The sequence below is a fragment of the Lewinella sp. W8 genome, from assembly GCF_004375085.3.
In the GTDB taxonomy this organism is placed as follows: domain Bacteria; phylum Bacteroidota; class Bacteroidia; order Chitinophagales; family Saprospiraceae; genus Neolewinella.
This window is the reverse complement of record NZ_SNAQ03000001.1, coordinates 227,155-247,323: the sequence shown is the minus strand read 5'-3', so window position 1 is coordinate 247,323 and position 20,169 is coordinate 227,155. Positions and strand designations below refer to the sequence as shown.

Annotated in this window: 18 protein-coding genes; 8 read left to right on the top strand and 10 right to left on the bottom strand. The window is 58.0% G+C overall.

The features are described 5' to 3' along the window. Nucleotides 1-6: 6 nt before the first annotated feature. From E1J53_RS01050 to E1J53_RS01040, 3 genes are all read right to left on the bottom strand, one after another. Nucleotides 7-642, bottom strand: coding sequence for a hypothetical protein (locus tag E1J53_RS01050; RefSeq protein WP_134270122.1), 636 nt, complete (start codon nt 640-642; stop codon nt 7-9). A gap of 116 nt (nt 643-758) precedes the next feature. Next, entirely contained in the window at nt 759-2,045 is a 1,287-nt protein-coding gene (locus E1J53_RS01045; RefSeq protein WP_134270121.1) for a sugar MFS transporter, read from the bottom strand. 72 nt (nt 2,046-2,117) lie between these two features. Further along, nucleotides 2,118-2,879 (bottom strand): DUF1080 domain-containing protein, encoded by a 762-nt coding sequence (locus E1J53_RS01040; protein ID WP_134270120.1) that lies wholly within the window; start codon nt 2,877-2,879, stop codon nt 2,118-2,120. A 140-nt stretch (nt 2,880-3,019) separates the two neighbouring features. On the opposite strand from E1J53_RS01040, the gene E1J53_RS01035 reads away from it, so the two are divergent. Together E1J53_RS01035 and E1J53_RS01030 are read left to right on the top strand one after the other, a co-directional pair. Further along, the gene (locus E1J53_RS01035; protein ID WP_134270119.1) at nt 3,020-3,727 is read left to right on the top strand and encodes a toll/interleukin-1 receptor domain-containing protein; all 708 of its coding nucleotides are present in this window, start codon (nt 3,020-3,022) and stop codon (nt 3,725-3,727) included. Nucleotides 3,728-3,730: 3 nt separating this feature from the next. Continuing rightward, entirely contained in the window at nt 3,731-4,618 is an 888-nt protein-coding gene (locus E1J53_RS01030; RefSeq protein ID WP_134270118.1) for a TIR domain-containing protein, read from the top strand. Nucleotides 4,619-4,625: 7 nt separating this feature from the next. Here the strand turns inward: E1J53_RS01030 and E1J53_RS01025 are convergent, their stop codons facing one another. Continuing rightward, the gene (locus tag E1J53_RS01025; protein WP_134270117.1) at nt 4,626-5,741 is read right to left on the bottom strand and encodes a glycosyltransferase family 4 protein; all 1,116 of its coding nucleotides are present in this window, start codon (nt 5,739-5,741) and stop codon (nt 4,626-4,628) included. A 234-nt stretch (nt 5,742-5,975) separates the two neighbouring features. After that, nucleotides 5,976-6,659, bottom strand: coding sequence for a DUF2461 domain-containing protein (locus E1J53_RS01020; protein WP_134270116.1), 684 nt, complete (start codon nt 6,657-6,659; stop codon nt 5,976-5,978). A 198-nt stretch (nt 6,660-6,857) separates the two neighbouring features. On the opposite strand from E1J53_RS01020, the gene E1J53_RS01015 reads away from it, so the two are divergent. Further along, nucleotides 6,858-8,678 (top strand): ABC transporter ATP-binding protein, encoded by a 1,821-nt coding sequence (locus E1J53_RS01015; protein ID WP_134270115.1) that lies wholly within the window; start codon nt 6,858-6,860, stop codon nt 8,676-8,678. A 619-nt stretch (nt 8,679-9,297) separates the two neighbouring features. Here E1J53_RS01015 and rfaE2 read toward each other — a convergent pair. Next, nucleotides 9,298-9,789, bottom strand: coding sequence for a D-glycero-beta-D-manno-heptose 1-phosphate adenylyltransferase (gene rfaE2, locus E1J53_RS01010; RefSeq protein WP_134270114.1), 492 nt, complete (start codon nt 9,787-9,789; stop codon nt 9,298-9,300). A gap of 284 nt (nt 9,790-10,073) precedes the next feature. Here rfaE2 and E1J53_RS01005 point away from each other — a divergent pair, with 284 nt between their 5' ends. The 5 genes from E1J53_RS01005 (at nt 10,074) to cydB (ending at nt 16,858) form a co-directional block, all read left to right on the top strand. Next, complete coding sequence (locus E1J53_RS01005) at nt 10,074-11,867, top strand: ABC transporter ATP-binding protein (protein ID WP_134270113.1); 1,794 nt, start codon at nt 10,074-10,076, stop codon at nt 11,865-11,867. A 76-nt stretch (nt 11,868-11,943) separates the two neighbouring features. Continuing rightward, nucleotides 11,944-13,281, top strand: coding sequence for a hypothetical protein (locus E1J53_RS01000; RefSeq protein WP_134270112.1), 1,338 nt, complete (start codon nt 11,944-11,946; stop codon nt 13,279-13,281). 4 nt (nt 13,282-13,285) lie between these two features. Continuing rightward, nucleotides 13,286-14,113: a hypothetical protein gene (locus E1J53_RS00995; protein WP_134270111.1), complete on the top strand. Its 828-nt coding sequence runs from the start codon at nt 13,286-13,288 to the stop codon at nt 14,111-14,113. A gap of 215 nt (nt 14,114-14,328) precedes the next feature. After that, on the top strand, nt 14,329-15,708 hold the full coding sequence (locus E1J53_RS00990) for a cytochrome ubiquinol oxidase subunit I (protein ID WP_134270110.1): 1,380 nt from the start codon (nt 14,329-14,331) through the stop codon (nt 15,706-15,708). Nucleotides 15,709-15,778: 70 nt separating this feature from the next. Then, nucleotides 15,779-16,858: a cytochrome d ubiquinol oxidase subunit II gene (gene cydB, locus E1J53_RS00985; protein ID WP_134270444.1), complete on the top strand. Its 1,080-nt coding sequence runs from the start codon at nt 15,779-15,781 to the stop codon at nt 16,856-16,858. Between the two features lie 226 nt (nt 16,859-17,084). Here cydB and E1J53_RS00980 read toward each other — a convergent pair whose 3' ends face one another. The 4 genes from E1J53_RS00980 to E1J53_RS00965 form a co-directional block, all read right to left on the bottom strand. Continuing rightward, entirely contained in the window at nt 17,085-17,543 is a 459-nt protein-coding gene (locus tag E1J53_RS00980) for an isoprenylcysteine carboxylmethyltransferase family protein (protein ID WP_134270109.1), read from the bottom strand. 85 nt (nt 17,544-17,628) lie between these two features. After that, on the bottom strand, nt 17,629-18,306 hold the full coding sequence (gene cmk / locus E1J53_RS00975; RefSeq protein WP_134270108.1) for a (d)CMP kinase: 678 nt from the start codon (nt 18,304-18,306) through the stop codon (nt 17,629-17,631). 120 nt (nt 18,307-18,426) lie between these two features. Further along, nucleotides 18,427-18,648, bottom strand: a complete 222-nt coding sequence (locus E1J53_RS00970) for a DUF2795 domain-containing protein (protein ID WP_134270107.1) — start codon at nt 18,646-18,648, stop codon at nt 18,427-18,429. Nucleotides 18,649-18,784: 136 nt separating this feature from the next. Then, nucleotides 18,785-19,984, bottom strand: a complete 1,200-nt coding sequence (locus E1J53_RS00965) for a hypothetical protein (RefSeq protein ID WP_134270106.1) — start codon at nt 19,982-19,984, stop codon at nt 18,785-18,787. Between the last annotated feature and the right edge of the window lie 185 nt (nt 19,985-20,169).

The following is a 20,169-nucleotide window of genomic DNA, read 5'->3' as shown; positions in this document are numbered from 1 at the left end:
TCCTTCCTAGTTGGTCACCACGATGCCGATGGCGACGTAGCCCCAGCGGTGGTACTGAAGCCGTTCGTTGATGGCGGATTCCCCACCACTGAATATTGGTCCGGTGCTGTTGCGTACGTGGATTTCGGGACGAATCCGGAAACCGCTCCAGGCGTATTCCACCCCCACGCTCACCTCCAGGTAGGGAAGCACGGGCTCGGGGACCAGTCCGGACCGCAGCTCTTCCCGGGCCACGTTGATCAGGAACCCGCCGCCGAGACCGAGGCTGGGCCGGAAACGTTGTTCCCCGAAGGTGTAGTCTACCCGTAACGGCAGGAGCGCGGCCACGGGATAAATGGACTCCCGTGACCCCAGGGGCATCCCGTCTGAGGGGCGAAGCTGAGCCGCGGTGTTTTGCAGCATCAGCGTGGGTCGCCCACTGATCAGAAAGTTATCCAGTCGGTACCCGATCACGGTACCCAGCTCGAATCCACTCCCTCCGATGATGGCGTCGTTGGGGTCCGGAAACTGATTCGGGGGGAAGCGCTCCACCTCCCAGCTTCGGCCGACGCCCAGGGAAAGCCCCGCCACAAATTCCTGCGCCGAAAGGGGGAGCAACCACAAAACCAGGAAGAAACAAACCAAGCCTCCACGTAATACCATGAGGAAATAGCGTTCGCGCCTACGACGGTCGTCTGATGGGATGGACTTTTAACATTTGGGAAAAAAAGAAGCCCCTTCTTCCGGCGGAAGAAGGGGCTCCACATTCGTGCGGTCCGTTAGCGGGCGGAGCCCGGGGTGGCCATCACGTCGGCGTCGAGGATGACGTCGGCGGCCGACACTTTCGGCCGGTTACGCATGTAGAAGTAGAGTGCGATGAAGCAAACGATCAGGATGGCGGGGAAGTAGGCGATGGAGCCCAGCGTTGCCTGCCCGGTGGCCAGTTCGGCGGCTTCACCGGAGAGTCCCATGGCGAGGGCTTCTTCCCGTCCGGAGTCAATCCAGCCGCCAATGATGGGGTTCCAGATGCCGGCGCCGAGCATCCCGGCACCACCGATGAGGGAAAGTCCGAGGGCCCCGGACTTGGGAATGTATTCCGCCGTGAAGCCCAGCATGGTGGGCCAGAAGTAACAGATGCCCAGAGCGAATACGGCCGTACCGAGGTAGACCATGGGGCCGGTAACCTGACTGAGCATAAAGAGGCCCAGGCAGGCCAGCACGGCGGAACCGATCAGGACGCCAACGGGATTGAGTCGGTGCACCAGCGGGCCGGCAAAGAAGCGTCCCGTAGCCATAATGCCCGCCGTCATGGCCAGCAGGATCATGGCGTTGGCCCCCGCATTACCCAGGATGCGCTCTACCCACTGGGTAGCGCCGAATTCGGTGGTGGCGGTCATGGTCATCAGCAGCGCAACGACGATGAACAGCCCGGAAAATACTCCGCTGAGGTTGGTCTTGGTGTCTCCGACGATGTTCTCCGTCTTGGGGAATTTCTGGCCGAAAATGAGGATGCCGTAGATCGCCGTAGGAATCAGCATCGTGGCGATGAGGACCTGCCAGGATACGCTATCACCCAGCGCAAAAGTCACCAGGGACCCGATCACGATACCGCCGGGGAACCATACGTGGAACTTATTCAGCATCTCGGTTTGCTTATCCGGGTACATGTCCGCAATGAGCGGGTTACAGGCTGCTTCCACGGAACCGTTGGCAAATCCAATGAAGAAGGTCGAAATAATCAGTCCCCAGAAGCCACCGGCCGTCATGGTCAGCACCAGGCCGAGGATGTGGCTGATGAAGGCAATCCACATCAGGTTGCGGGGGCCTACCTGATTGTAGATGGCCCCGCCGATCAGCATGGCCAGGGGGAAACCGTAAAAGGCCATGGAATTTACCCAGCCCAGTTGGGAGTCGGACAGACCGAACTCCACCGAGAGGTCTCCGAGAATACCGGCCCGGATGGCAAAGGTCATTGAGGTAACAATCAGCGCCACACAACTGGCGAGGAATAGCCGGTCACGATTGGCGGGAACACCAGCCGGTGCGGCAGAGGAAGAGCTTGACATTACTTTAAGCGTTTAGTTGTGGTTAAAAACGAATTGGGGGAAGAGGTGCTGCAAGAAAGGCAAAGGATGCCCTTATTTACTCAGTTCACGGATTCGGATGTTCCGGTACCATACCGGGTCTCCGTGGTCCTGCAGACTGATCTTTCCAGAGGTAGACGAACCGAAGGAGCCGAAGTCCTTAAATTTTGAGTCGGCAATCATCGCGGCCCACTCCTCGCCCTTGTTGGGGTATTCGACAACTTTCGTGCCGTTGAGCCAGTGTTCGACCTTACCGTCGGTGACGACGAGGCGCACCTGATTCCATTCGCCGGCGGGCTTCACGGTTTCTTCGGAGCAGGCGATCATGTCGTAGAGGTCGCCGGCCCGGTGGGTTTCAATCTTGGCGTCGGGGTGACAGGTATTGTCCAGCACCTGCATCTCGGGGCCCGTGAGCCACGGATAGGCAAACTCTTCCGTTTCGAGCACATTGTAAATGACGCCGCTGTTGCCGCACTCTCCGATCTTCCACTCGAGTTCGAGTTCGTAGTTGGCGTAGCTTTCGTCGGTGACGATGTCACCGCCCTGGTTCGATTGCCAGCCGTCTTTGTCGGTGACGTCCAGGTAGATGGCCCCGTCGTCGACTTTCCAGGCCGCCCCCACGGTGTCCTGCCCGTAACCGTGCCAGCCGGAGAGGTCTTCGCCATTGAAAAGGGCCGTCCATCCATCGTTGGGCATTTCCGCTTCGGCCGTCATCGCAGCGTCTCCGGTTTCGGTCTCCGCCTCCGCGGGTGCCGTGTCACCACAAGTGTAGAAAAGCCCCGTCATCAGGGCCAGTAGAAAAATTTTGATCCGCATGATATTTTTTAAAATTTGACCAGTAAGGTAGTGAACCCTCCCATATAAACGCAAAAAACGATTTTACCCCGTTACTCACCGCTACCCGGAGCTAATGGATTCTTGCTTACATTTAGCGTCCCGTACCCAACACCCATAGCATGAACGCCAAAGAACAATTGATTGCCCTGGCCCAAACCGACATGGTCAGAGCGATGGAAGGAGCCAGTTTATTCGTTGACCCTAAAGACCGTAGTAACTCCACCACCCTCATTCAGCTACAGGCCCAAGCTAAAGCCCTGCAGGAAAAGGAAGCCAACGGCCTCATTCCCCCCTGGAGTACGGAGCCGGCCAGCCTACGGGTACGGATGGTTACCTGGATTAATCGCCTGAACACCCCCGACATCCGGGGATACGCCAAGGTATTCATCAGCTACAGCCGCCGGGACCAGCCCTACGTAGAGCAACTACGGAAATCTTTGTCCATCCTGGAGGAGCTTGAGTACATCACAACGGTCAGCGATGCCGATCTGCTACCCGGCCCGGAATACACTCCGGCCATTAAGGAATTCATTGGCAGCTCGGACGTCATCCTCTACATGGTCAGCGAAAATTTCCTCAACTCTTCCTTCATCACCGAAAAGGAACGGGTTTGGGCCGAGGAAAGGAAAGCCAGTTCTCATGCCGTGATATTGCCCATTTACTGCGATCGCTGCGAGTATAAGGAAACGGAGTTTTCGGCCTACAACATCATCCCCCGGTCGGACCACGACAGTCGGCTTTCCCCCATCAACGAATGGCCCAAACCGGAGCGGGCCTACCGGGAGATCGTGCGCCAGCTCAAACGCCTCATCGAAAGTTTCGGGTAATCGATGAAATCAAGAGAAGACATCCTGAAACTTCACCGCGATGGTCACATGCACGGGGTGATGGAAGCTCTGGAGGAACGCTTAGCGGTGGAAGATGCTCCAAAGCAGCACGAATTGATCACCCTGCTTTCCCAGTACAACTCCCTGGAACGCAACCACCACCTAGGGGCGGTGGAAGAAAATGATTACAAAACGGAGATCAACCGGCTCCGGCTGAGTTCTTACGATGCAATTCGCGACTTGAAGAACGTGGACACCACTGCGGCCGAGCTGCCTCCGGAAGTCGAGAATAAACTTTACCGCCGGGTAGCCAGTCAGGCCCCCATGGCCGAATCCAAGAAATCTTCGGCACCCGCGCGCCAGCGCCCAACGCCTCCGGACGAAACAACCGAGTCACCCGAAGCACCCGCCGAAGAAGAAACGGATACGGGAGCCCACCTCTTCATTTCCTACGCCCGGGAAGACCGTAGCTTCGTCGACGAACTCATCATCGCCCTGGCCAGCCTGCGGGCGAAGGGATGGATCAGCAGCTGGACGGATTCCGACATCCGCGGCGGGGATGAGTGGCGGCCGGCCATTGAGACCAATCTGCGCAAGGCCGACATTATTATCTATATGGTCAGCCCGGACTTCCTGAATTCGCGGTTCATCCGTAATACGGAGATGGTCTGGGCTGAGGAGGAGCGCGCCAGCCGGATGATCACCATCCTGCCCGTCATCGCCCGGCCATCCACTTGGAAACTAGAAGACTTCAGCAAGTATAACGTGGTCCCCCGCACGGATGATGGCGTCAAGCCCATTTCACGCTGGGAGGACGAAGACGAAGCTTACCTGGCCGTGGTGATGGAATTAATCGAATTGGTGAAGGCCATCCGGGGACGCGAAGCCTAGTGGTCCGTTATCGGGACAGTAGCTGCTGATAGGCTTCGTGCAGTCGCTTTACGGTAACGTCCGCCCGGTAATGCTCGGTCATGTAGTCCCGGCCCGCCGGTCCGATCCGTTGCCGTAGCTCCCCGTCTTCCGCCAGGCGCACGATGGCGTCCCGCAACGCTTCTTCGTCCCGCGGGGGAACGATCAGCGCCGTTTCTCCGTCAATCCCCAAGCCCCGGTTACCGCCGATGTCCGTCATGATGGTCGGGCGCCCGAGAAACATACTCTCCAGCAATACCTTGCTCAGCCCTTCCCCCTTCACGCTCGGCAGCAGGCTGATGTCGGCGGCGGCCACCAGATTGAGCACGTCCGTACGAAAACCCGCAAAGGTGTACTGGTGCCCGTAGTAGCTGTCGGCAAAATCCGCCAGCAGGTCCTGGGTATCGAGTCCACGGCCGGCAAAGAGGAAGTGAATGCCGAGATCGGGAGGGAGTTTGCGGACGGCCGACCCGAGGTATTCCATCCCCTTCATCTTGCGGGCGTTGGCCACAATGACGATCACCGTCCGGTCGTCCGGAATATCAAATTCGCGGTTCAGGTCAAGGGCCTTTACCTCCGCGTACCACGCGGGATCGTGCCCCTTGGCGACCACCACGGTTTTGTTGCGGTCGAAGAAGGGCAGGCGGTCAAAGCTGTCCTTCACGGCCTGAGAAACGCAGGTGATCATGTCCACCCGGCGATTGAGGTGCTGGGTGTAGGCCGAGGGGTCCCACCAGTGCACGTTACCGGTATAGCCCCGGTAGGTAACCACCTTGCCCGGCCAGTTGCTGGCGGCCATGATGCCCGCTACGATACTCTTGTTGTTGAACAGGTGCAGCAGATCGTAGTGATTTTCCCGCAGTTCCCGACGGATCCGCTGTCGGTCCGCCTTGCCGAATTTGGAGGAAGGATGCCAGTCGATGATCCGCACGCCCGCCGCCCGCATCTCGTCCACGTAATTGGCCCCCTCGGTTCGGGTCATCACCGTCACCTGGTAGCCAAAATCGCGCACCAGTCCCACGAACCATCTGCCCTCGGGACGAACGGCGTTGAGGCTGTCGCGGTAATCACTGACCACGAGAAGAGAGGGAGCGGTTGCTGACATGGCGCGAAGGTAGGGAGAAGTAGTGGGTAGAGAGGTAGTGGGTAGGGAGGTAGCGGGTAGCGGGGTAGCGGGGTAGCGGGGTAGCGGGTAGGTTAAAAGTCAAAAATGTTCACCCCCTATTTCCCTTAGCGGTCGTCCGACAAATTCTTTATTTCTGACGCAGTCAATATAAAGTTTGTCTGACGAATCGCGGTCCTTAGCGAGGTAGCGGGTAGCGAGGTAGCGGGTAGGGATTTATACGATGAGTTCACCGTTAGCGTCGGTGGTGAGTACGTCGCTGAAATAATCGAAGAAGGGGCGCAGGGTGAGTAGGGCTTCGAGGCTGAGGTCCACAAATTCGTCGGAGAGGACTTCGGCTTCAGTGAACTCACGGAAGGCGTAGAATTGTTTGCGGCGCAGGAGGTCGACGTTGGGGTGGTCCTTGTCGTATCCCCGGGGAGCGGTCTTCAGCTCCTCCCCGCGCATGTAGCCGAAAACGCGAACGAAGTCGGGGTCCGCCATGATTTCCCGGAGGGGGACACCGTCTACCGCCAGTTCCTCCCGGATGCGTTTCAGGTCGTGGGATTCGATCCCGTAGAAGCCGCCTCCCACCACGAAGTCGCCCGGCTCCAGGTGGTAGTAATAGCCCCCACGGCGCAGCTTGCCGTCGCGTTTAAACTGCCCGGAGAGTGCCGTTTTATAGGGAGCCTTATTCTTGCTGAAGCGTACGTCCCGGTAGATTCGGAACAGGGATTTTTTACCGTTTTCCGTCTCGAGCACGTCGCTTTGGGCCAGTTTCCCCAGCAACTCATCGGCGAAGGCGGCTACGTTATCGCGGGCGGCTTCGTACCTGGGCTTGTTTTCCTGGAACCAGTTACGGTCGTTGTTCCGGGCCAGCTGGCTGAGAAAAGTTAGGGTGGACTTCTTGATCTTGCTCATGCGCTTACTACAACCCAGCTTCAATTCTGGTTGCCGGAATCTGAGCAATAATCGGCCGTCGCGACCATTTTGTCCGGAAAGTAGAGGGCGGAATGGTGTCAGTATCCGAAACGGAGGGACTGGTTTGGCTGACGCAGGTGCAGTGAATTCAGTGGGGCCGTGATTAGGTACTGACCAAACTACCACTACCTTTGCCCCATGCGAAGTTTCCGCCGCCTGTTGGCCTACATGGGAAATTACCGTTCCCTGGTGGTGATTGCCATCCTGTGTAACGTACTGACGGCCATCTTTACGGTGGTCAGCATCCCCATGTTGCAGCCCTTCTTCAATATCCTCTTCGAGCAAACCGAGCCCGTTACGGATGCCCCGGCCTCCGTCGGCAACGCCGATGAAGTGAGCCAGTACGCCGGCTATCTGGTGACCAAATGGATTGCTGAAAACGGGAAGGAAACGGCCCTGGCCTACGTCTGCGGATTCATTTTGCTGTCATTTTTGCTCAAGAATTTGTTTCGCTACCTGGCGCTGTTTTTCATGGCGCCGGTGCGCAACGGCATCATCCGTGATTTGCGGGACGATCTTTACCGCACCCTCCTTGGCCTTAACCTGGGGTACTTCACCGAAGAGAAAAAGGGCAACCTGCTGTCCCGCATCACGGGCGACGTGCAGGAAGTGGAGGCCAGCATCCTCAACGTGCTTGAGGCCGTCTTCCGGGAGCCCTTCATCATGATCGGCTCCCTCGGCATGATGATCTACCTGAGTCCCCAGCTCACGCTTTTCGTTTTCGGCCTGATGATCTTCACCGGGGTGGTCATCGGCGGCATCGGCAAACGCCTGAAACGTAGCAGTAGTGCGGTGCAGGAGAAGCTGGGCGAAATTGTGGGCCGCACGGAGGAGAGCCTCGGTGGCCTCCGGATCATCAAAAGCTTCGGCGGCGAGCAATACCAAGCGGAAAAGTTCGGTGAGCTCAATGATGGCTACCGCAAGCTGCTGACCCGCTTGCTGTGGCGCAGAGACCTTTCCTCCCCCCTCACCGAATTCCTCGGCATCGCCACGGTGGCACTCCTGCTGTGGTACGGTAGCCGGCAGGTATTCAGTGGGCAGATGGACGCGGGGGCCTTCCTGTCCTTCATTTTTGCCTTTTACACGGTGATTGATCCGGCCAAGAAGTTCTCCAAGGCCTGGTACAACATCCAGAAGGGACTGGGGGCCATGGAGCGGGTGGAGGCCGTGCTGGACACGCCCAACCCGATCGCCGAACGGGCCGGCCAGCGCTCCCTGTCCGGGCTCCAGACGGGACTCACCTTCGAGAACGTCTCCTTCCGTTACCAGGAGGAGGGGCCCGACGTACTGCAAAACCTGAGTTTTGCGCTGCCCAAGGGGAAAATCCTCGCCCTTGCCGGGGGCAGTGGTGGCGGCAAAAGCACCATTGCGGACCTGATGCCGCGCTTCTACGACCCTACCGCCGGAAAGATCCTGCTGGACGGCCACGACCTCCGCGAGTATCAACTGAAGGATCTCAGAGCGAGATTCGGGATTGTTTCCCAGGAAGCCATCCTCTTCAACGACACGATCTACAACAACATCGTTTTCGGTCTGCCGGACGTCTCCCAGGCGCAGGTGGAAGTAGCAGCGCGCATCGCCAACGCCCACGATTTCATCATGGCCGCTCCGGCGGGATACCAAACCAACATCGGCGACCGGGGCACCAAACTGAGCGGTGGCCAGCGGCAACGCATCACCATCGCCCGGGCCGTTTTGCGTAACCCCGACATCCTGATCCTCGACGAGGCGACTTCCGCCCTCGACAGCGAATCCGAACGCCTGGTGCAGGATGCCCTGCAGAAGCTCATGGCCGGTCGCACGGCCCTCGTCATCGCCCACCGGCTCTCCACCATCCAGCAGGCCGACGAAATCATCGTCCTCGACCAGGGCCGGATCGTTGAGCGCGGCACCCACGCCAGCCTGCTGGAGCGGGGGGGGGCCTACCGGAAACTGGTGGAATTGCAGGAGGTGAGTTAGGGGGTGATGGCAAAAGATGGCTGAGGGCAGCAACGAATCACCGGAACCGGTTTGCTCCGCAAGCCGGTCTCGCGAGTAAGGTCTTATCTCGCAAACCCCTCCGGTCGGGACACTCGTTTTCGCCGGTGTAGCCTAAAAGTTGATCCGGACGATAGACCAATTGGGTAATGACTCCACGGGTCGGGCCAGCAGCCGTTTGGCTTGGGCCAGCACGGCAGACTGTTCCGATCAGGGCGGAAGCGCAGGGTCGTGAGGCTGACCGGGAGTATCGCTCGGCCGACCAGCCAGCTCGTGCCTCGCGTCTGGGCGGACGAGCTATTCCTCCGCCCCAAACCAGCCGATCAGCAGCCAGAAAAAATGCTCCTTTTCAAGACGGTATGACCGGGCTGCGGAGCAACCCGGCTCGGGAAACCCCACCAAGCCGAAAGACCGGCCTGGAGAACAACCCGGCTCCGGAAACTCTCTTCAGTCTTTTCCTAGCACTACTACTCGCTAGCATACAGCACGACCGGCTTGCGGAGCAACCCGGCTCCGGAAACCCTCCTTAGCCTTAGACTTCCCCTATCTCCGCTCGGCGGACCAGCCAGCTCGTACCTCGCGTCCGGGCGGACAAGCTTAATTACAAAGACCGAATCTTCTCAATGATCGTGCTGCTGCTGTAGCCTTCCACGAAGGGGATGACCCGCACGTCACCGCCCCAGCTACGGACTTCCGGGGCCCCCACGATGGTCTCTTCGGTGTAGTCGCCGCCCTTAACCAGTACGTCCGGGCGGAGCGTGGTGATGAGATCGAGGGGGGTATCTTCGTCGAAGGGGATGACGCCGTCGACAAAAAAGAGGCTGGCCAGGAGTTGCATCCGGGCGGCCTGGGGCATGATGGGGCGGGAATTTCCCTTGAGGCGGCGGACGCTCTCATCGGAGTTCACCCCCACGATCAGGCGCTGGCCGAGGCCAGCGGCCTCGGCGAGGTAGGTGAGGTGGCCGGGGTGGATCAGGTCAAAAACGCCGTTGGTAAACACGGTACGGTGGCTATAATTGCGCCAGCCGTTCCGGCGGCGGAGTAGCTCCTCCAGGGGCAGCTGCTTCTCGGCAACGAGTTCAATTGGTGACATGGGGGGTGTTCGGTTTATGGTTTGGTTAGCGTGGATTGGGGCCGCAAGGTAATCAATCACCACCAAGCACCTACCCCATGGTATCCTGGCCGTACCGACCAACCCGGCACCTGGGCTCCGCCCCCAAATTATCCTCCGCAGTGAGATCATGCCTAAAAATTTGACCACGCGAATGGGTGGATGATCCGGCCGAAGCAACCAATCCGTTTTCTGGGTGTTAGCAGAGTCGACCATTGATCAACCCCACCTCGGAGACCGCTCCCTGACCACTAATACGCCCCGACTTGCGCGAGTTAAAGTTTCTAAACCGGTTTTTCTGGAAGTACCGCTGGCGTCTGCTGCTGGGGATCATCTTTATTTGCGTCTCTAACTACTTCCGGGTACTGCAGCCTCAGGTGATCCGGGAAGCCCTCGACCTGGTCGTGGAACACGTGAATACCTTCCGCATCTACCAGGGCTTTGAATTGCAATCGGAATATTTCGGCGTGCTGAGCTACACCCTGATGCTCTTCGCCGGACTGGTATTGTTGCTGGCCCTGCTGATGGGATACTTCCTCTACCTTACCCGGCAGACGATCATCGTGATGTCGCGACTGATCGAGTACGACCTCCGCGAACTGATTTTTGACCACTACCAGGTCCTGAGCCTGGATTTCTACAAACGCAACAATACCGGGGACCTGATGAACCGGATCACGGAGGACGTCAACAAGGTACGGATGTACCTGGGGCCCGCCGTGATGTACTGCGCCAACCTCGTTTCCACAATTGCGCTGGTCATCGTCAGCATGATCACCGTGAGCCCCAAGCTTACCCTCTATACGCTGCTTCCCCTACCCTTGCTGGCCATCAGTATCTATTACGTCAGCAATCTCATCCATACCCGATCGACCTTCATCCAGCAGCAGCTCTCCAAGCTGACCAGCATTGCCCAGGAGGTCTTTTCCGGGATCCGGGTGGTGAAGAGTTACGTACGGGAGCGGCAGCAGGTCCGGTACTTCGCCGACGAGAGCGAGCAGTACAAAGAGATGAGTATGGACCTGGCCAAGATCGACGCCTGGTTCTTCCCGCTGATGGTCTTCATGATCGGTGCGTCCACCATTCTGACGGTCTACATCGGCGGGTTACAGGTAGTTGCCGGGGAGATATCCGCCGGTAACATTGCCGAGTTCGTCATTTACGTCAACATGCTCACCTGGCCGGTGACGGCCATCGGGTGGATTGCCAGCATCATTCAGCAAGCCGCCGCCAGCCAGAAACGCATCAACGAATTCCTGGACACCGAAACCAGCATCAAGGACCCCAATCCGGAGGCGTCCGCCCCATTGGACGGCGCAATCAAGTTCGAAAACGTGCGCTTCGTATACCCCGACACGGGCATTGAGGCCATCAAGCAGCTCGACTTTGCCCTGAAGCCCGGCGAAAAGCTGGCCATCATCGGTCGGACCGGATCGGGAAAAACCACGGTAGCCGACCTGCTGCTGCGGATGTACGACGTGACGGAAGGTCGGATTCTGCTCGACGGAAAGGACGTGCGGGAACGGGGGCTGGCCAACCTGCGCCAGCGCATCGGCTACGTTCCCCAGGACGTTTTCCTCTTCTCCGATTCCATCCACGCCAACATCGCCTTCGGTGCCGACCACGAGCCCACCCGGGAAGAAGTGGAAGAATTTGCCCGACATGCGGCCGTCTACGACGACATCGCCGGGCTGACCCTCGGGTTTGACACCCTCGTCGGAGAACGGGGCGTGACCCTGTCCGGTGGACAGAAGCAACGGGTGAGCATCGCCCGCGCCCTGATCAAAAAGCCCGACATCGTCGTGCTGGACGACTGCCTCAGTGCCGTGGACACCAACACCGAACAACAGATTCTGGGGTACTTCAATTCCGCCCTGGCGGATAAGACGGCCATCATCATCACCCACCGGATTTACGGCCACCTCAAGTTCGATAAGATCATCGTCCTCGAAGACGGCAAAATTGCCGAAATGGGCACCCACGAAGAACTGATGGCCAACGGCCAGTACTACGCCGATCTCGTGGAACGACAGCTGGCCGATGAAGTACCGGAAGACTGACCGGATTTACCGCCCCTGCCGGTAGGGTTTACCCCAAATATCCTATCTTGCAATTCCGAAAATTTCAGCACCTGATTTGAGTATTTGGGATTCCCTTTTTGGTCGCACGCCTGGCTATGACCCCACCGACGGGCCCGAATTTAGCTTCGGGAGGTACACTGATGCCTACAAGACGCCCGAAAACTACGCGGCCTGGGACCTGGCGTTGCTCTCCTTTGAAGAAGGCAAGTACCTGAAGAGCGTTGAAGCCTTTCTGGCTTACCTCCGGGATCAGGAGGCCGACAACGTAAAGTGGAAACCCGAAGAGGAAAGACTGTACTTCGAATTCTATCAGGGCAGTAAGCGGGTAACCGGTTTTGCCGACGAGCAGCAGCTACGGGCTACCGCGCGGATTGCCAAACTGAACGAGGAAAACCTGGACCTGCTCAAGCGGCTGACTACCATGAACTACGAGATGAAGTACAGCCGCTTCGCCATTGATGACAATGGCTGCCTGACCGTGGTTTTCGATACGCCGATCAATGACGCCAGTCCGCACAAGCTCTATCACGCCCTGAAGGAAATCGCCCTCAGAGCCGACAAGCAGGATGACCTGCTGCTGGATGAATTCGGGGCTTGCCTGAGTCCGGTAGAAGTAACCCACCTGGAACAATTATCCGAAGCCGACAAGGCCCTGAAGCTGGGTTTCCTGCAGACGAAGATTCAGTCGGTCATCGATTATCTATCCATCGGCAAACTGAATCCCGAAGAACAACCCGGCGCGGTAGCCTACCTGCTGCTCGACCTGGTTTATCGCCTCGATTACCTCCTCATCCCGGAAGGCTACACCATGGAGGCCCTCGAACGGATGCACCGGATGTACTTTGCCCGGGAAACGGAACAGGCCGTAACCTACAAGAACGTCCGCCTGCTCGGGGAGCTTCAGCACCTGTTGCGGCGGGCGCCAGAATCTTTTTCCGAAGAACTCTACGCTGGAAAGTCCACCTTCGGGATCACCCTCCCCGTGAGCCACGACCGGCTGGTGAACCTGATCGACAATGAACTGCCCAATATGGACTGGTACCAGGACAACGGCTTTCCGGAGGTCGCCCGGGCCGTGCCGGGCTACATTGCCGGTTACGCCCTGTTCAACTACGCCGTGCCGCCCCCCGACCGGGATTTCCTGCAGCTCTACTACCGCGTCAGCGAAGACGCGTACTTCCGGGACCTGGGCTATAAGCAGCAGTTCCTGGACCGGGACGGACGCCCCGCCCGCCGCGCCATCCGCGCGGCCATCAGTGATCTCATCGATCGCCACCGGGAGGATTATCCCCGGATGCGGCCGGCGGTAAGCCAGCTCAACTTCGACAACCTGGCCAACTTCGGCCGCAGCTACCTTCAGATGCTCCGGGAGACCGACCTGAGTAAACCCTAAATCTTTGAAGTCTTACCCTTGTTGGCGGGCGACTAGCCTGCTCCTGTGTATATGGTTCCTTGTTGGTTGCGGCTCGGAAGAGCAAGACGCCCCGGCCCCCGTCGTACTGGAGCGAGGTCCGGTCAGCCTCACGGTCCTGCCCGCCCGTGGCGGGCAGCTCAGCATCCTCCGCTATCGGGGAGAAGTCGTGCTGGAAGCCGACACCACCAACGGTAAATTCCTCAACGGCTTTTACGTCGCCCAAGATTCGCTTCTGGCATCCCACCGCCCCCTCATCAGCCCGCTCACCGTCGTCCGGCAGCGAGAACACTCCCTGCTGATGGAAGGCCAACCCGACGCGCGGGGCATTCGCCCCCGCCTGCGCATCATCCTCGGTCCCGAGGAAGACATCGGCTTCACCTACTGGTTCAGCAACGAGGGCCTGGGTGCCCTGACGTCATCCGTCGTTGAACGCACGGACTTCCCCCCGGACTGGACGGTTCAATTTTCGTCGGCGGAATTCCGCAATACCGGGACAAAGCCACTACTCTCCGCCAGCGATTCAACGCATCTGCTCGCCCTCCATCCGGAGGTGGTCCGCGATACCCTCCTCGCCAGCGTACTGGACATGCCGGTTGTTTTTCAAAACGAGCGCTTCCGCCTCGAAAAACACACCGCCACCAGGGAGTACTATCGCGTGCTTCCGGGACTTTCTCCCCTGAGCATTTATCCGACGACGGGTGGCCAACGGACTACGGTGTTGATGACCGGTGACCAGCGCAGCGTCGGCTACGGGGAAACCACCAACTTGAGGACCCGCTGGGTCCTGAGAACCAACGGTAAGCGGGAGTAACCTCTAGGGTATCTTCAGTCACGGAAGCGATTTCACCCGAAATATCCTGCTATGTGATCAGCATTACGCTTCGGCTCAGCATATCTGCTGACCTTCGGCCTCCAGAACAGAAAATGTTCTAATCGGGATCTCCATTTATATTTGATCTGAATAGATTCGTTGGTTCCGCATTTCTCCACAACCGAACGTTCTTCCTACAACCCAAGCCCGAAGATATGGACGTTGAAATCCTCGCACGCCTCCAGTTTGCCTTTACGATTGCCTTTCACTACATCTACCCGCCCCTCAGTATTGGTCTGGGTCTGCTGATGGTCATCATGGAGGGGCTCTACCTCCGCACCGGTAATAAGGTGTACGAAACCATGGCCCGCTTCTGGACCAAGATATTTGCTCTCACCTTCGGCATCGGTGTCGCCACGGGCATCGTGATGGAGTTTGAGTTTGGCACCAACTGGGCCACTTACTCCCGCTACGTCGGGGATATTTTCGGCAGCGCGCTGGCGGCGGAGGGCGTCTTCGCCTTCGCGCTGGAGAGCGGGTTCCTGGGGGTCCTGCTCTTCGGGTGGAACCGGGTCAGCTCCCGGGTTCACTTCATCGCCACGCTGGGCGTATTCCTCGGGTCGATGTTTTCGGCCATCTGGATCACCGTCGCCAACAGCTGGCAGCAAACCCCCACGGGCTACCAAATCGTTGGGGAGGGCATGGAAGCCCGGGCGGAGATTGTCGATTTCTGGGCCATGGTCTTCAATCCCAGCAGCGTAGATCGCCTGATGCACGTCTGGATCGGGGCCTTTCTGGCCGGAGCTTTTCTGGTGCTCAGCGTACACGCCTACTATCTCCTCCGCGGCCGCTACGAGGAGCTCAGCCGGAAAGCCTTCAAGATTGCGTTAGGGGTGGCTACCGTATTTAGCCTCAGCCAACTCTTTACCGGTCACCGCAGCGCCGAGTACGTGGCCGAACACCAGCCCGCGAAGCTGGCGGCGATGGAAGGTCACTTTGAGGCGGAGGGGCCGGCGGACCTGTACATCATGGGCTGGGTCGACAAGGAAGAACAAACCACCACGGGCATCGCACTGCCCGGTGGCCTGGGCTTTCTACTCGAAGGAGATTTTGATGCCCCGGTAACCGGACTCAATGCCTTTCCGGAGGAAGACCGCCCCGGCCAGGTAAACGCCGTCTTTCAGTTCTACCACCTGATGGTGGCCATTGGCATGGCCCTGATCGGCCTGACCCTGCTGGCCTGCTTCTTCTGGTGGCGGGGCACCCTCTTTCAGCAGCGCTGGTTGCTCTGGCTGTTCGTCTGGGCCGTTATCCTTCCCCAACTGGCCAACCAGTTTGGGTGGTTTGCGGCGGAAATGGGGCGGCAACCCTGGGTCGTCTATGGTTTGCTGCGGACCTCCGATGCCCTGAGCAAAGTGGTCACGGCCAATCAGGTGCTATTTTCCCTCATTGGCTTCAGCCTGATCTACGCCCTGTTACTGACCCTCTTCCTGTACCTGCTGAACAAAAAAATCAAGAAAGGCCCTTACGATGAGGACATGATCGATGATCGTCCCCGACAACGCGAAATGGCCAACGTGGCCGGCGGCCAGTAACCCTTCCCCTAAGCGCCTTTACACTCCCGATAAGATGAAAATTCTCGTACGTCTTTTCCCCCTCCTCCTGATGGCCGTGATCCTTACCTCCTGCGGTACGGACGCAGATTCGGGGTACTCCACCATCGCGGGCATCGACTACCCTACCCTTTGGTTCCTCGTGGTCGGGGCCGTCTTCACCGGCTACGCCATTCTGGACGGCTTCGACCTGGGTGCCGGTGCCTGGCACCTATTCTTTCGGAAGGAAGAAAGTCGCCGGATTGCGCTTAATGCCGTCGGTCCGGTATGGGACGGCAACGAAGTGTGGCTCGTCATCGGCGGGGGCACCCTCTTTGCCGGCTTTCCGGTCGTTTACGGCACCCTGTTTTCGGCCATGTACATTCCCTTCATGCTTTTCCTGTTTGCCCTCATTTTCCGGGCCATCTCCATTGAATTTCGCAGCAAGGAGCCCATGCGGTGGTGGCGGCAAACCTGGGACGTGGCGTACTCCGTCTCCAGTATTCTACTGGCCGTGCTCCTGGGGGTCGTGTTGGGCAACGTCCTGCTGGGCATGCCGCTGGATGCGCAGCACGAATTCACCGGAAGCTGGTTGAGTTTCCTCAACCCCTACGCGCTTTTGGTTGGATTGACCTCCCTGGCCCTGTTCATGATGCACGGTGCCATTTACCTCAGCATGAAAACCCAGGGACGCCTCTTCGTCAAGGTGAACGTATTGCTCAAGCGCGCCATCATTGCTTTCGTGATCCTGTTCATTCTGACGACGCTGTACACCTTACTGTACATCCCCCATCTTTCCGATGACTTCAAGGGCAATGCGGCCCTGTTCATCGTCCCTACCCTGGCGGTGCTCTCCATTGCCAACGTACCCCGCCACGCCAGTAAGCAGCAGTATAAACGGGCCTTCCTGTTCTCCTCCATCACCGTGGGTTTACTACTCATCACGGTGGCCATTGAGCTCTATCCAACGGTGCTGCTGGATAGCAGCGGCATGGGCAACAACATCAGTGTCTACGATGCTGCTGCTTCCGACAAGTCATTGGGCATCATGCTCCTGTTTGTCGCCATCGGCGGCCCCCTGGCGGTTTCCTACACCGCCTTCGTTTATAAGACCTTCTGGGGGAAAGTGGAGATGGATGAGTTCAGCTACTGACGGCAGTGGCGGCAGGCGGAAGCCAGCGTGATTTTGGCCGGTGGCGGGTGCCGGGAACTGGGTATGGCCAGGTTTTTCCGGTCAGCGGACAAACCAGCTCATTCCTCGCGTTTCGGCCGATTACCGGAAATTCACAACTAGAACCGTGTCAACTCGTCCGCCGAGACGTCTCGGTGCAACCGATGACGGGCTCGTCGGCCGAGTGATCTTTGTACCAATCTGAATCCTAAGACTTTATCCACGGACCAAACCGTCCGGTTTTCCGGCGGTAATCCCGATACTCCCCGTACTGTTCCTCCAGCATCTTCTCTTCGTAGCGCGATTTGAAGAAGAACAGGATGAGCAGCATGCCCGCCATCACCAGTCGGGTGGCGGATGCCGACCAAAGGGCATATCCAAAGGCAAAGAAGAGAATTCCGGCATAAATCGGATGCCTGGCCCAGCGGTATACTCCATGCTGGATAAGTTCACCCTCCTTCCTTGGGGTGGGAAATGGCGTCAGGCTTTTGTCCAGCTGCACCAACCCAAGCACGCTGACCACCGCCCCCAGGATGGCCAGAAACAGCCCGCCCCAGGCGACTGGCGGAATCACCGCCAGTACTACGGGATAGGAATCAAGGGCGTACAGCATGAACAAAATGAGCTGTAGCCCAACGTAGAAATAATCCCAAAATTCTCTGGCCATAATCGACGGGTGGTTGACCAGGCTAAGCTAAGGAAAACGTCCCACCTAATCCCGGTCGCCTTTTGGGAAAAGACGACACCAGGAACTACTTTTCCTCCAGCTCCGCCACCAGGCGCATCCCTTCGTCGATGAAGGCCTCCAGCGAGAGTTCAGAATTGTCTAATTCCACCGCATCCTCCGCCTGGCGGAGGGGACTATCGTCCCGGGTGGAATCGATGTGATCGCGTTCCAGCAGATTTTGCTTGACGGCTTCCCGGGTGGCCGAGCGGCCGGCACTGGTCAGCTCGGCCAGGCGGCGGTCTACCCGGGTTTCCAGGTCCGCGGTAACGAAGATTTTGAGGTCGGCGTTCGGAAAGATGACCGTGCCGATATCCCGGCCGTCCATCACGACGCCGCCGTCTGCACCCCACTGCCGCTGTAAGGTTCTCATGGCGGCACGCACCCGCGGCAGCGCGGCCACGGGGCTCACAAAATTACTGACCGCCAAACCACGAATTTCTTCTTCGACGTCTTCGCCGCAAAGTAAGGCCCGGTTGGTGCCGGGGGTAAAGTCAACCTCCAATGATTCCACGGCACCTGCGACCGCGCCATCGTCTTCAATGTCAACCCCATCCCGCAAAAACTGCAGGGTCACCATGCGATACATGGCCCCCGTGTCTACGTACCGATATCCCAGGCGCCGGGCCATAGCTCTGGCCAAAGTACTTTTTCCGCAGGCACTGTATCCGTCAATGGCAATGGTGTAGCGTGGGGTATTCCTCATGGTGGTGCAATTTATCGGGGGAAAGGAGTGGGCATAAAAAGAGCCGGCGGAATTCGCCAGCTCCATATTTTTTTGGGATGATACATCGGCTTTCGGAAAGCTTAAAGTCCGTTCCGAAACCTAGTATTCATCTTCGTTGAAAAGAAAGTCATCCTTGCGGGGGTAGTCCGGCCAAATATCATCGATGATCTCGTAGGTTTCCCCTTCGTCCTCCATTGCCTGGAGGTTTTCGATCACCTCTAGTGGAGAGCCCGAGCGGATGGCATAGTCGATGAGCTCGTCCCGGGTGGCAGGCCAGGGAGCATCTTCTAAGTGTGAAGCGAGTTCAAGGGTCCAATACATACTAACGCGTCGTTTTATACTTAAAAAAAGCCGCCAGGGGGCATTTTGTTTTCCCGGGACTGGGGGACAAAAGTAATAATTCACCGATTCCGGGCAAGTATCGGGCAAAAAACTTTTGCTAGCAGCTGAAAATCAGCTACTTGTAAGCACCGATAATCGTAAACTTTTTGTCTTCGTATCCCGGAGGAATAATACCGATCCGGCTGGACGCACGCGGCCCCGTAGGATCGCAGAACACGTATCGCTGCCCGTTCATGCGGAAAGCATCACCGGGAATGGTTTCACTTCCCACCGCAACGGTGAGGTGATCGTCGTAGGCCACCACGGCCATGGGAAGGTCCAGCAAGTCCCGGACGAGGGCAAAGAAAAGGGCCGAACGATCTTCGCAATCCGAGTAGGAATAGCCGAACAGCTCTTCGGGCACCATCGGCTTGGAGCGACCGAAATATTCACTGTCTTCCTTGTAGGCAAAGGCCGACCGCGTGAAGCTCGCCAGCAGTTCCAGTCGCTGCTGTTCGTCCATGCGTTGCATGTAGTGCTCCAGTTGGGGCAGCAGGCTCTTTCGCAGGGTATTAGAGAGCGGGGTTTCAAGGTAACAGTATTCGTGAATGAAGGGATAGTCCTTCATGATGTCGACCATCGTTTTGTCGTAGGTCACCTTCATGCTCTGCTGCACGCCGTGGTAGAGGAAGCGTAGTTCGCGGTCTACGGGTTGTTCCGCCAGGCGTGGCCAGCGGGTCAGTTGAAAGCCAAAGGACCGTCCCCGGGGATTCGGATGACCGTCGTAAATGTATAGTCGTTGCCGGCCATTGCAGTCCTGTTCCATACAACTCAGGTTCGCGTAGGGGCGGTTACCGGTGTCGATGATGGGCACCTCAAAGAGGTCTTCAGAAGTGTACACATTAACGAAGACCCGACCACCACGGAAGGTAAGGCGGGCATCAAAACCGACGTCCACCAGCATTTTGTAGAGGCCCAACTCCTGGGCGTTCCGGTTACGGCCTTCGTAGATGACGCGCAGAGAAAGACGGGCGAGTTTGTAAAAAAGAAAATCGTTGAGTTCATACCGTTCTTTGGCGGCCAGCAAGCTGTTCAGCAGCGGACGCGTGGGGCTCCGGTCAGCGCGCCGAACCGCCGAACGGATGTTGGCGTGCTCAATACTTTGCAGGGACGGCAGCCGCATTCCCGGATCATACTCAATCGGGACGGGCTGACCGTAAAACGGGACCTCAAACCGATTGTAGGTAGTCGTTTCTCCCACGTCCGAACGATCAGAACCGACGAGGAAAACAACGGAGAACACCAGGAAAACCAGGCGAACAAGGAGATTTTTCATGGAAACCGGGGTGTACGGACGCAGGCAAACTCTGTAATCCAGGAAGATGAAATACCGAATCGTAGCGTCGTGGGGTGAAAAAAAACTGACGTTCTCAAGTGCGCTCACCGGCCGGACCGTACAGGATGACGGCACCGAACCGGAAATCTTGTGCACTAGTATACGCCCCAGCGCCAAAAAAAGTA